Annotated in this window: 14 protein-coding genes; 9 read left to right on the forward strand and 5 right to left on the reverse strand. The window is 31.6% G+C overall.

Features of this window, described 5'->3' with window-relative positions:
* Positions 1 to 137: 137 nt before the first annotated feature.
* From N524_RS0102730 to N524_RS0102740, 3 genes are all read right to left on the reverse strand, one after another.
* Positions 138 to 1,265 carry an NADH-dependent flavin oxidoreductase gene (locus N524_RS0102730; protein WP_029055590.1) on the reverse strand — a complete coding sequence of 376 codons (1,128 nt, stop codon included), beginning with the start codon at positions 1,263 to 1,265 and terminating at the stop codon, positions 138 to 140.
* 235 nt (positions 1,266 to 1,500) lie between these two features.
* Positions 1,501 to 1,881 (reverse strand): S1 domain-containing post-transcriptional regulator Ygs, encoded by a 381-nt coding sequence (gene ygs, locus N524_RS0102735; protein ID WP_017637429.1) that lies wholly within the window; start codon positions 1,879 to 1,881, stop codon positions 1,501 to 1,503.
* Between the two features lie 313 nt (positions 1,882 to 2,194).
* Positions 2,195 to 2,788: a peptidylprolyl isomerase gene (locus N524_RS0102740; RefSeq protein ID WP_029055591.1), complete on the reverse strand. Its 594-nt coding sequence runs from the start codon at positions 2,786 to 2,788 to the stop codon at positions 2,195 to 2,197.
* 65 nt (positions 2,789 to 2,853) lie between these two features.
* Here N524_RS0102740 and kapB point away from each other — a divergent pair, with 65 nt between their 5' ends.
* From kapB to mnhG1, 8 genes are all read left to right on the forward strand, one after another.
* On the forward strand, positions 2,854 to 3,234 hold the full coding sequence (kapB, locus tag N524_RS0102745; protein ID WP_029055592.1) for a sporulation phosphorelay system protein KapB: 381 nt from the start codon (positions 2,854 to 2,856) through the stop codon (positions 3,232 to 3,234).
* 127 nt (positions 3,235 to 3,361) lie between these two features.
* Positions 3,362 to 5,785, forward strand: a complete 2,424-nt coding sequence (locus tag N524_RS0102750; RefSeq protein ID WP_017637432.1) for a Na+/H+ antiporter subunit A — start codon at positions 3,362 to 3,364, stop codon at positions 5,783 to 5,785.
* Positions 5,766 to 6,194: a Na+/H+ antiporter Mnh1 subunit B gene (gene mnhB1, locus N524_RS0102755; RefSeq protein WP_029055593.1), complete on the forward strand. Its 429-nt coding sequence runs from the start codon at positions 5,766 to 5,768 to the stop codon at positions 6,192 to 6,194. Before N524_RS0102750 ends, mnhB1 begins: the two co-directional genes overlap by 20 nt.
* The gene (mnhC1, locus tag N524_RS0102760; RefSeq protein WP_017637434.1) at positions 6,194 to 6,541 is read left to right on the forward strand and encodes a Na+/H+ antiporter Mnh1 subunit C; all 348 of its coding nucleotides are present in this window, start codon (positions 6,194 to 6,196) and stop codon (positions 6,539 to 6,541) included. Before mnhB1 ends, mnhC1 begins: the two co-directional genes overlap by 1 nt.
* The gene (mnhD1, locus tag N524_RS0102765; RefSeq protein ID WP_029055594.1) at positions 6,528 to 8,024 is read left to right on the forward strand and encodes a Na+/H+ antiporter Mnh1 subunit D; all 1,497 of its coding nucleotides are present in this window, start codon (positions 6,528 to 6,530) and stop codon (positions 8,022 to 8,024) included. The genes mnhC1 and mnhD1 overlap by 14 nt, the downstream gene beginning before the upstream one ends.
* A gap of 2 nt (positions 8,025 to 8,026) precedes the next feature.
* Positions 8,027 to 8,506, forward strand: a complete 480-nt coding sequence (mnhE1, locus tag N524_RS0102770) for a Na+/H+ antiporter Mnh1 subunit E (protein WP_026083494.1) — start codon at positions 8,027 to 8,029, stop codon at positions 8,504 to 8,506.
* The gene (gene mnhF1 / locus N524_RS0102775) at positions 8,506 to 8,799 is read left to right on the forward strand and encodes a Na+/H+ antiporter Mnh1 subunit F (RefSeq protein ID WP_017637437.1); all 294 of its coding nucleotides are present in this window, start codon (positions 8,506 to 8,508) and stop codon (positions 8,797 to 8,799) included. The genes mnhE1 and mnhF1 overlap by 1 nt, the downstream gene beginning before the upstream one ends.
* Positions 8,777 to 9,133 carry a Na+/H+ antiporter Mnh1 subunit G gene (mnhG1, locus tag N524_RS0102780; RefSeq protein WP_017637438.1) on the forward strand — a complete coding sequence of 119 codons (357 nt, stop codon included), beginning with the start codon at positions 8,777 to 8,779 and terminating at the stop codon, positions 9,131 to 9,133. The genes mnhF1 and mnhG1 overlap by 23 nt, the downstream gene beginning before the upstream one ends.
* A 71-nt stretch (positions 9,134 to 9,204) precedes the next feature.
* Here mnhG1 and bioB read toward each other — a convergent pair whose 3' ends face one another.
* Positions 9,205 to 10,188 carry a biotin synthase BioB gene (bioB, locus tag N524_RS0102785; RefSeq protein ID WP_029055595.1) on the reverse strand — a complete coding sequence of 328 codons (984 nt, stop codon included), beginning with the start codon at positions 10,186 to 10,188 and terminating at the stop codon, positions 9,205 to 9,207.
* A gap of 218 nt (positions 10,189 to 10,406) precedes the next feature.
* Here bioB and N524_RS0102790 point away from each other — a divergent pair, with 218 nt between their 5' ends.
* On the forward strand, positions 10,407 to 11,564 hold the full coding sequence (locus N524_RS0102790; RefSeq protein ID WP_029055596.1) for an NAD(P)-binding domain-containing protein: 1,158 nt from the start codon (positions 10,407 to 10,409) through the stop codon (positions 11,562 to 11,564).
* Between the two features lie 81 nt (positions 11,565 to 11,645).
* Here N524_RS0102790 and N524_RS0102795 read toward each other — a convergent pair whose 3' ends face one another.
* Positions 11,646 to 12,020 carry a PaaI family thioesterase gene (locus N524_RS0102795; RefSeq protein WP_017637441.1) on the reverse strand — a complete coding sequence of 125 codons (375 nt, stop codon included), beginning with the start codon at positions 12,018 to 12,020 and terminating at the stop codon, positions 11,646 to 11,648.
* Positions 12,021 to 12,031: the final 11 nt, after the last annotated feature.

Here is a 12,031-nt window from a genome sequence, read left to right on the forward strand (position 1 = left end):
AGTTTTAAAAACATTGTGATATCAGTATTATTAGTATATTTTTCATCTGAAAAATTATGATAATTTTCTTTTTGTTTCTATATAAAAAACTAGGATGATATCAATTGGTTTTTGATATCATCCTAGTCATTTAAATATTATTTATCTTTTCTTGGTAATGGATAAAAGCCTTTATTAAATTGTTCCCATAAATTTGGTGGTAATTCATGATTATCTTCACGTTCAGAATCAAAGTTATTAATAATTTCTGATTCTCGACCTTCTTCAATTTTACTTACAAAGTTATAATCTAGAAGTATCTCACGACCTAGTGCAACTAATTCTACACCTACATCTTCAATGGCATTTAAAGCATCATCTGCTGTAAATACTGAACCTATTCCTATTAAAGGCATACGTCCATTAATCCATTTATGAATTAATTTAAGTCTATTTTGTCCTTCGTATTGACCTTCACGTGTTTTAGAATAAACGTCCATAAGAGATACATGTATATAATCAATATCTTTTTTAGTAATTGAATTAATTAATTCTTCTGTGATATCCATTGTAATACCAGGAGATTCTGCTTCTTCTGGTGATAAGCGATAACCTACGATAAAGTCATCTGAAGCATGTTCTTTTTTAGCTTTTAAAACTTCATCAATAACAGCATTAGGGAATTTTAAGTTTTCTGCCCAAACATCGTTTCTTCTATTATAGTAAGGAGAAACGAATTGATGAATTAAATAGTGGTTAGCACCATGTATTTCCACACCATCAAATCCTGCTTCAATAACACGTCTTGTTGCTTCACCAAAATCTTTAATAGTTTGTTCAATTTCCTCAGCGCTCATTTCTCTCGCGTCATGTTCTTCTTGTTGTCCAAAACTTTTTAATGAGATTGGGCTTGGTGCAACGACATCACCATTAGGTGTTAAATTAGGCAAAGCTTGTGCACCACCATGATGTATTTGAACTAATGCTTTTGCACCATTCTTTTTCATTGCTTGTGCTAATTGTTTTAGTCCTTCTATATCAGAGTCATGTGCTACTGAAGGTTGTCCAGGGAATGCTTTACCCACATCATTTACATTACTAGCTGCATTAATTGCAAGTCCTACATCTTTAGAACGTTTTTCAATATAAGTTAATTCAACATCAGAAATGGTTCCATCATCGTTTGAAGAAACATGTGTTAATGGCGCTAAAACAAAACGATTTTTTAGTTCTACACCATTACGTAATGTTACACTCTCAAACAATCGATTATATTTACTGTTCATATATTTAACCTCCACATTTAATAATACATGCGACTATATCACGAAATATATGTACGCTCTATTTTTTTGCTTACAGTCATACACAAAACTTTTCAGTTTATTCATACTATGATTTTTAAGTTGTACTATTTATCAAATACAAAATAAAAACGATAACTTCCAATATTTATTGGAAATTATCGTTTCTATAAGTTCTCTATACTTTTGAAATATAAAGAATTTAAATTACGTCAATTTAATCTTGACGTATAGTACGTTTAGACCGTTTGATCCAGACCGGTAAGCGTTCTTCAAGTGTTTGAAACCCATACTTTTCTGTTTCTTTTATCTCATCTAGCACCGACTGTTTTTCTTTCTTACGTTCATAATTTTTAAAGTAATCGTTATCTTTAAGTGACAAGTTAAGTTTGCCTTCATTATCAATAGATAAAATCTTTGCTTTTACTACTTGTCCCTCAGATAGAAATTTCTTCAAGTTATGGACATAATCATCCATGATTTCTGAAATATGGATAAGTCCTTCAGTATGGTCAGGGGCCTCAACAAATGCGCCATACGGTTGAATACCAGTCACACGTACCTTAATATGTTGACCTTCTTTATAGTGATTATTCAACTTGATAACCCCTTATTTCGTTTTCTTAACACTATTATCATAGCATAAAACAAATTAAGGGACTAACTATAACGTTGAATTTTTTGAATTATTTTGCAATAAATATAACAAAATATAAATCAATAGCTTTTCACATAGTAAAACAAATTATCCCTCAGAATTTTTAATATCGTTTAACTCCTAAGAATAACTATTAAAAAATCACGATAACAGGTAATCAACCTACTATCGTGATTTTTAATTTATATTTAATTCTCACGCGATACTTTTTGACTTTTTCAAAAAAACAATAAGAAGTATCTCGTATTAATTTTTATTCTTCAACGTCTATAGATTCAATAACTACATCGTGAACTGGTTTATCTTGTGGACCTACTTTAGTGTTAGCAATATCTTCTAACGTAGATTCCCCTTCAATAATTTGTCCGAATACTGTATGTTTTTGGTCCAACCATGGTGTTCCACCATTTTCACCATATGCTTTAACGATAGGTTCTGGCCAACCACCATCAGCTAGTTGACTTAACATATTTTGAGGAACTTCTTTCATTTGAACAATGAAAAATTGTGATCCATTTGTATTTGGACCAGCATTTGCCATTGATAAAGCACCATAAAGGTTAAATGCTTCTAATGAAAACTCGTCTTCGAATGCACCGCCATAAATACTTTCTCCACCCATACCAGTTGCTGTTGGGTCACCGCCTTGTACCATAAAGTCATTGATGACACGGTGGAAAGTCACACCATTGTAGTAACCATTTTTAGCATGTGTAACAAAGTTTTCAACTGTTTTAGGTGCAATGTTAGGGAATAACTTAAATGTCATATCACCTTTATTAGTATGCATTACAATTTTAATTTCATCTTCTTGAATCTCTTTATTTAACTGAGGATAGTTCTTCATTAAAATTCTCCATTCATGTTATGATATATGTATATATTAACATATTTGAAAGGAAGTAATATAGAATGTTATATCGATTTTCTCACAAGACTGGAAGTTATGGCGTTTCCATAAAAGAGGAAGATGATGATCAAGTCTTAGTTCAAGTCGAACAAGTGATCAAACATCCTAAACAGGGTGATTTACATTCACCAAATGAATCAGAAGATGTATTCTTTCATGAACGTAGAGCATTAAGTCACTTTGAAAAGAGATATGCTAAGCGTTCACAATTACGTGACTTTAATGTTGAAAAAATGTCATATGAGGAATCATTACAACAAGCCATTTCCAATTTAGAAGAACAACTTAAAGAAAAGAATGATGCCCACGCGAAACGTTCATTGCAAAATTTAGAGCAACTTAAACATGATTATTCAATTCAATACAAACAAAAATTTTATTAAAAATGACGTGTTTCTTCATATTTAAAAGCGATTGAAATACAGTGATTTCAAGCAGTATCACGTTTTTCAGAATGATATGATTCATGTATAATAAATATCATAAACATTTTTAAAGGAGGACAATTTAGTGAGTTTGTTACATATTGCGGTACTATTACCGTTAATATTTGCACTCATTATCCCAATCTTATATAGATTCTTTAAAAGAATTCACATAGGTTGGTTCGTGTTACCTGTCCCCGTCGTCTTATTTATATATTTCTTAACTTTTATTACGACTACTATGTCAGGTAATACCGTAATGAAAATTTTTAAGTGGATGCCACATGTCGGTATGAATTTTAACCTTTATGTAGATGGATTAGGATTATTATTTAGTTTACTGATAACAGGTGTCGGCAGTTTAGTTGTCTTATACTCCATTGGTTATTTAAGCCAATCAGAACAATTAGGGAATTTTTACTGTTATTTATTACTTTTCATGGGTGCAATGTTAGGCGTTGTACTTTCAGATAACCTTATCGTTTTATATTTATTCTGGGAGTTAACTTCGTTTTCAAGTTTTTTACTTATTTCATTTTGGAGAGACAAGCAAGCTTCCATTTATGGTGCTCAAAAGTCTTTAATCATTACTGTTTTTGGAGGACTAAGTTTACTAGGCGGTATTATTTTACTTTCTATTTCTGCAGATTCGCTAAGTATTCGTTATATTATTCAGCATGTAGCTGATATACAAAGTAGTCCTTTCTTTATCTTAGCAATGATTTTTGTACTAATTGGTGCGTTTACTAAATCAGCACAAGTTCCCTTTTACATATGGTTACCAGATGCAATGGAAGCACCTACACCTGTAAGTGCTTATTTACATTCTGCAACGATGGTAAAAGCTGGTTTATATTTAATAGCTAGAATGACTCCTATTTTCGCAGTGTCACAAGGATGGATTTGGACAGTTACTCTAGTTGGATTAATTACCTTGTTTTGGGCATCATTAAACGCTACGAAACAGCAAGATCTCAAAGGGATTTTAGCATTTTCTACTGTGTCACAACTGGGAATGATTATGTCTATGCTAGGTATTGGTGCTGTTAGCTATCACTTTGAAGGTCAGGATAGTCAATTATATATCGCGGCTTTTACAGCAGCTGCATTTCACTTAATTAACCATGCGACGTTTAAAGGTGCATTGTTTATGATAACTGGTGCAGTCGACCATAGTACGGGTACTCGTGATGTTAGAAAATTAGGCGGTTTATTAACGATTATGCCAATTTCATTCACAATTACAGTGATTACTTCTTTAAGTATGGCTGGCATACCCCCATTCAATGGCTTTTTATCAAAAGAAAAATTCATTGAATCCGTTATTGAATTAACGCATGCAAATACCATGAGTTTAAATACAATAGGTATTATCTTTCCAATATTAGCTATTGTTGGTAGTATCTTTACTTTTGTATATTCAATTAAATTTATTATGCATATATTCTTTGGACAATATAAACCAAATCAATTACCTCATAAAGCTCATGAAGCATCGATATTAATGCTTATTTCGCCTGCTATATTAGCAATATTAGTTATTGTATTTGGTTTATTCCCAGGAATTTTAACACAATCAATCATAGAACCAGCAACAGCTTCAATGAGTCAAACTTCTCAAGTGAGTGCTGAGTTCCATTTATTCCATGGTATAACTCCAGCATTTATCACTACAATTTGTATTTATATCGTAGGAATTTTATTAATTTTAACGTTTGCTTATTGGATTAAATTATTACAGGCACAACCTAAACAAATTACTTTTAATTATTGGTACGACGGTTTAGGAAAATATATCCCAACTTATTCTAAAAATATGACTAATAGTTATGTGACTGGCTCTGCTAGAAATAATCTGGTCATTATCTTTGGCTTATTAATATTATTAACAACTGTTGTATTACTTAGCGTGCCATTTACTATTAATTTCAAAAATGTTAGTCATATTAGAATTTTTGAAGTTGGAATTATCGCTTTACTTGTTATAGCAGCATTTTTAATTATATTTGCTAAATCTCGTTTGTTTAGCATTATTATGTTAAGTGCAGTGGGTTATTCAGTATCTGTGCTATTCATATTCTTTAAAGCACCTGACTTAGCCCTTACACAATTTGTCGTAGAATCAATTTCTACTGCATTATTTTTACTATGTTTTTATTTCTTACCTAATCTTAACCGTTACAACGAAACACGTTCATTTAAAGTAACAAATGCATTAATCTCAGCAGGAATTGGACTTGTCGTGATTATTTTAGGATTAATTGCATATGGTAACCGACACTTTGAATCTATTACTCATTACTATCAAGACCATGTCTATGATCTTGCTTCTGGTAAGAATATGGTCAATGTCATATTAGTCGATTTCCGTGGTATGGATACGTTATTTGAATCATCAGTATTAGGTATTGCAGGATTAGGCATTTATACAATGATTAAACTGCGCAAAAAGCATCAACGTCATACAGAAACGAGTGAGGTGAAACGTCATGAACAGACAGAAAAATGATTTAATGTTTCAATATACAGCTGTCATTATTTTCTTCATGATTATGATGTTTGGTTTTTCTTTATTCCTTGCAGGTCATTATACTCCTGGTGGCGGCTTTGTCGGTGGTTTATTATTTTCTAGTGCCTTAGTTATCATTACTATCGCATTTGATATTAAAACGATGCGAAAAATTTTCCCTATAGATTTTAAAATAATTATAGGTATTGGGTTATTATTTTGTGTTGGCACACCAATGGCTAGTTGGTTTATGTCTAATAACTTTTTCACACATGTTACTTTTGATATTCCGCTTCCATTGTTACAACCAATGCATATGACAACCGCTGTATTCTTTGACTTTGGTGTTTTATGTGCAGTCGTAGGAACTGTAATGACTATTATTTTATCGATTGGAGAGAACGAATAGTGGAGATTATTATGATATTTGTTAGTGGCATACTTACAGCAATCAGCGTCTATCTCGTTTTATCTAAAAGTTTGATACGAATCATTATGGGAACTACGCTACTAACACACGCAGCAAATTTATTTCTAATTACTATGGGTGGATTAAAACATGGCGCATCACCTATCCACGAAAAAGGAATTCATAGCTATGTTGATCCAATCCCTCAAGCACTTATATTAACAGCTATCGTTATCGCATTTGCTACTACGGCTTTCTTTTTAGTACTAGCCTTTAGAACATACAAAGAGTTAGGTACTGATAACGTGGAAAGTATGAAAGGAGTTCCAGAAGATGTCAGAGAGTAATATGCTAGCCCTTACTTTAGTTGTACCTATTCTAACGGCAATATTACTCGTCTTTATTGGAAAACGAACATATATAAAACGTTATGTCGCTTTAGCAGGTACAATGATTACTTTAGTTATATCTATTATTAATTTGTATAATGTATTTAAAAATGGACCTATTAAATTGGAATTAGGCTCATGGAAAGCACCTTACAGTATTGTATTTGTATTAGATACTTTTAGTGCATTACTAATCATTACAAGTATTATTATTACTGCACTCATCATTCTATATTCTTATAATTCGATTGGTGTTGACCGAGAAAGATTCTATTATTATTTCTCTGTAATGTTCATGCTTATAGGTATTATTGGTGCCTTTACAACAGGAGATATATTTAACTTATTTGTATTTTTTGAAGTATTCTTAATGTCTTCATATTGCCTTTTAGTTATTGGCACTACAAAAATACAACTACAAGAAACGATTAAATATGTATTAGTTAATGTTGTTTCTTCATCATTCTTTGTTATGGGTGTCGCTATTTTATATTCCGTTGTCGGAACTTTAAACTTGGCACACATCAGTCAACGTTTGAATGAATTATCAGCACATGAAAGTGGCTTAGTAAATATTGTATTTATACTATTCATTTTCGTCTTTGCTACTAAAGCTGGCGTCTTCCCAATGTATGTATGGTTACCTGGTGCTTACTATGCACCACCGTTTGCTATTATGGCATTCTTTGGTGCTTTACTTACAAAAGTAGGCGTATATGCCATTGCCAGAACATTAAGTTTATTCTTTAATAGTTCAGTAGGTTTTTCTAACTATGTCATATTATTCTTAGCGTTATTAACAATTATTTTTGGTTGTGTTGGCGCAGTATCCTACTATGATACGAAAAAAATCATTTTATATAATATCATGATTGCAGTAGGCGTTATTTTAGTCGGTGTTGCTATGATGAATGAAACGGGCATGATTGGTGCTATTTACTACATTATTCATGATATGTTAGTTAAAACATCCCTTTTCTTCTTAATAGGTGTCATGTATAAAATTACAAAAACTACGGATTTACGTCAATTTGGTGGACTAATTAAACGATATCCTGTTCTTGGGTGGACATTCTTTATAGCTTCGTTAAGTTTGGCAGGTATACCGCCACTTAGTGGTTTTTACGGTAAATTGTATATCGTAAAAGCTACATTTGAAAAAGGATTTTATTTAACAGGTATCATAGTATTAATCTCTAGTTTAGTGGTTTTATATTCTGTTATAAGAGTCTTCTTAAAAGGATTCTTCGGAACACCTAAAGGATATGATATATCAACTAAAGTAAATAGTTATGGTTTAATTACTGTTTCAGTGATTGCTGTTGCCATTACTGTATTATTTGGATTATCAGCGGATGTCCTATACCCAATTATTAAAGATGGCGCAGAAACATTCTATGATCCAAGCGTATATATTAATAGTGTATTGGGAGGTAAATAATGATGGCAGTCCAAATTGTTGTTAATTTATTAGTTTCAATTGTGTGGTTACTCATTTCAGATAGCTATACATTAAACAATTTCGTATTAGGTTATTTATTTGGTCTCATATTGGTTTATCTCCTTCATCGCGTAATGCCAGGAAAGTTTTACTTAATTCGTATATATAGAATGATTCGATTAGTCTTTATTTTCTTATTAGAATTAATAAAAGCTAATCTAGATGTCTTAAAAATCATCTTAAAGCCACAAATCACTAATAAGCCGGGATTCTTTGTATATCCAACAGATTTGAAGACAGACTGGCAAATAGTGTTACTTTCCAATTTAATTACATTAACACCCGGGACTGTAGTTCTTGGTATTAGTGATGATCGTACCAAAATCTATATACATGCTATTGACTTTAGTACAACCGAAGAAGAAGTTGAAGGAATAAAATCTTCTTTAGAAAAAGTTGTTAGAGAGGTGGGCGAAGAATAATGACAATTAAAACAATAATTATTATTGCATTAGTCATAGTCGTTTTATCAATGTTGGCTATGCTAGTTAGAGTTATTTTAGGACCCTCTCTAGCAGATAGAGTAGTTGCATTAGATGCCTTGGGTCTACAACTAATGGCCGTTATTGCACTCTTTAGTATTTTAATGAATATTAAATATATGATTGTAGTTATTTTATTAGTAGGTATTTTAGCCTTCTTAGGTACAGCCGTTTTCTCAAAATTCATGGATAAAGGTAAGGTGATAGAACATGATAGAAACGATAGTCATTAGTATTTCTCTTATCTTAATCATTATTGGAGCAATCATCAGTGCTGTAGCTGCTATTGGTTTATTAAGACTTGAAGATATCTATTCTCGTGCACACGCTGCTGGTAAAGCCGCTACATTGGGAGCAATGAGTTTATTAATGGGAGCATTTTTATATTTTATTGGTACTGAAGGTTATACAAACATGCAATTAATCATTGGTATTATCTTCGTCTTAATTACTGGCCCCCTATCAAGTCACATGATAATGAAAGCAGCTTATAATACAAATACACCTTATAGTAAAAATACTAAAGTTGACGAAATTAAAGAAGATTTAAAAGATAAAAAATTATAAATATTATTTGAAAAGGACCAATCGATAAAATCATACTTCGATTGGTCTTTTTAATAATCATTGATACTATTCTAGATTTGGGTAACTTTATCATTCACTACATCTATATCGAATCCTAAATCCTTTAACATATCATAATCTAATTGATTAGGTTGACCACCTGTTATTAAGTAATCACCTACAAATATAGAATTAGCAGCTTGTAACGCTAATGGCTGTAATGAACGTAAGTTAACTTCTCTTCCACCTGCAATTCGTATTTCTTTAGTTGGATTAATTAATCTAAACATTGAAATGATACGCAAACATTTCATTGGTGTTAATTCGTCCATATTTCCAAATTTAGTTCCCTTTATTGGATGTAAAAAATTTATGGGAATACTATCTGCATCAATCGCTTTGAGTGCTAAAGCCATATCTATAATATCCTCATTCGTTTCACCCATACCGCATATAACTCCAGAACAAGGTGAAATCTGGTTTGCTTTCATAACCTCAATAGTATTAACTCGATCTTCATATGTATGTGTAGTTACCACGTTATCATGATAACGTTCACTTGTATTAATATTGTGATTATAGCGGTCTACGCCTGCTTCTTTTAATTGTGAAGCTTGCTCTTCATTGGTTAAACCTAAGCATGCACATATTTTAAGTTGTGGATGTATAGTTTTAATTTCTTGTACGGTATCACAAATATGTTTAACTTCTTTATCACTAGGACCTCTACCACTCATAACAATACAATACGTTCCTATCTGATTTTCATAAGCTACTTTTGCCCCTTCTTTTACTTTCTCCTTATCAACTAAACCATATCTTTGCTTTTGTTTCATTTCTCTAGATTGCCCACAATAACCACAATCTTCAGGACATATACCACTTTTAGCATTAAGTATCATATTTAATTTTACTTTTTTACCATAGTAATGTTTTCTAACGATATATGCTTCATGTAATAACTCCAATGTATCTATTCTGTCGCTTTCGAAGATACTTAGCCATTCTTTTTTAGTAAAATTGTCTTCTTTCATAACTCTTTCTGATAATTTCATTCAATTTTCCCCCTATTATCATAAAATAAATCTTCTTTATGTATATATGAGAATCTAAATACTATTCTATTATAATGTAAACTAATTTATTTTAAAAGTTTACATTATAGCTATGGGTTATTATTTTCATGAAATTGTATTAGAAGTAGAAATGTGCTATAATTTTTAAATCGTAATAATTACGTTTTATATAGTAAATTAGAAAGCGAGTTGATAACATGCACTGGACAATTATTGGTGGTGGCATTCAAGGTACAACAATAGCTTTAAAACTAAGACAAGCCGGCTTATCATCTAACGAATTGACAATAATAGACCCTTATCCTTCATTATGTGAACAATTTAATACTTATACTCAACGTATTAGTATGCCATTTTTAAGATCTCCATTTGTACATCATATTCACCCTGAGCCATTTCATTTAAAACAATATGCTAAATTTAATCAATATACAGGTGCTACATACGGTCCTTATAAACGACCACAGCGTGATATGTTTATGCATCATACTCATGAACTTATCCATCAATATCATTTAAATGAGAGTCACATACAAGGATTTGTTAAACATATAAATCGAAAGCAACATCAATGGCAGTTAGAATTGGCAAACGGTCAAACCATTCAAACAGAATTTTTAATTATTGCACATGGTTGTAACCATCGCGCGAATATTCCACCTATGTTTCAGCAACAACCCGATGTCCAGCATATTTTCAACGAAGCGGAATCGCAAATAAATATTAATCAAACTTCTCATGTCGTGGGAAGCGGAATATCAGCCGCACATTTGACACTTAAATTAATTAATACTAATCATCAACGAACAATTCATTTATGGTTAAATAAAGATATTGAAATTCATGATTTTGACGCCGACCCAGGTTGGCTTGGTCCTAAGAATATGAAACATTTCTTAAATATCGAATCTTCACAGGAACGAATGAGAATTATTAAGGCAGAACGTCATAAAGGATCAATGCCTCACGAACTATATCTTCGTATTAAAAAACATGTAAATAATGGTCGTTTAGTTCTTCATAAAAATGAAATTAAAGATATTAAAGATCATCATATCATTACAACTCACAAATCGATTTATTATGACCATATTTTATTAGCTACTGGATTTGAAAATACTGTCATGAATCAACCTATTATCCAAGATTTAATTACTCAATTGAACGCTCCATTAACAAAATGTGGTTTTCCTAACATATCATATGAGTTAGAATGGTTACCTAATTTATTTGTAGCTGGTGGACTAGCAGATTTAGAACTTGGTCCCTTTGGTAGAAATATTATGGGCGGTCGAGAAGCTTCTGAAAGAATCTGTCATGCATATAATCGCATACTAAAAGAAAAAGTATCCTAATAAACAACAAATTACCCCTATAATTGAAATTATATTTCAACTATAGGGGTATATATTATTTATAAATTTATGAGATATATTTTACTTCAAAGCTTTAATTGCCATTGTCCCTCTCATAATACTAATTAGGTTATCGTTTTCATCTTTAATTTCAATATTCCAAACTTGTGTTGATTTACCTTGGTGGATAATAGTAGCTATTGCAATAACCTTTCCTTCTTTTACTGAATGGACATGGTTAGCATTCATTTCTAAACCTAATGGAATATACTGAGTCGTATCTATTAAATTCGCTGCTCCAAGTGAACAGGCAGTTTCTCCTAAGGCCAAACTCGCACCGCCATGTAAATATCCAAATGGTTGTTTCACTTTATCAGTAACTGGCATTGAAATAACTACTTTGCCTTCTTCTTCAATTTCAACATTCATTTCAAATGTTTCTAACAAATTGGTCAACTTAGAACACC

The sequence above is a fragment of the Staphylococcus sp. URHA0057 genome, assembly GCF_000620265.1.
Classification (GTDB): Bacteria; Bacillota; Bacilli; order Staphylococcales; family Staphylococcaceae; genus Staphylococcus; species Staphylococcus pasteuri.

Bases quoted from the DNA above. Each gene is read 5' to 3' on its own strand.
- kapB (WP_029055592.1), top strand. From the start codon at position 2,854: ATGTTATATCGATTTTCTCACAAGACTGGAAGTTATGGCGTTTCCATA.
- mnhB1 (WP_029055593.1), top strand. From the start codon at position 5,766: ATGAACAGACAGAAAAATGATTTAATGTTTCAATATACAGCTGTCATT.
- bioB (WP_029055595.1), bottom strand. From the start codon at position 10,188: ATGAAATTATCAGAAAGAGTTATGAAAGAAGACAATTTTACTAAAAAA.
- mnhG1 (WP_017637438.1), top strand. From the start codon at position 8,777: ATGATAGAAACGATAGTCATTAGTATTTCTCTTATCTTAATCATTATT.
- mnhF1 (WP_017637437.1), top strand. From the start codon at position 8,506: ATGACAATTAAAACAATAATTATTATTGCATTAGTCATAGTCGTTTTA.
- N524_RS0102730 (WP_029055590.1), bottom strand. From the start codon at position 1,265: ATGAACAGTAAATATAATCGATTGTTTGAGAGTGTAACATTACGTAAT.
- mnhD1 (WP_029055594.1), top strand. From the start codon at position 6,528: ATGTCAGAGAGTAATATGCTAGCCCTTACTTTAGTTGTACCTATTCTA.
- N524_RS0102790 (WP_029055596.1), top strand. From the start codon at position 10,407: ATGCACTGGACAATTATTGGTGGTGGCATTCAAGGTACAACAATAGCT.
- N524_RS0102740 (WP_029055591.1), bottom strand. From the start codon at position 2,788: ATGAAGAACTATCCTCAGTTAAATAAAGAGATTCAAGAAGATGAAATT.
- mnhE1 (WP_026083494.1), top strand. From the start codon at position 8,027: ATGGCAGTCCAAATTGTTGTTAATTTATTAGTTTCAATTGTGTGGTTA.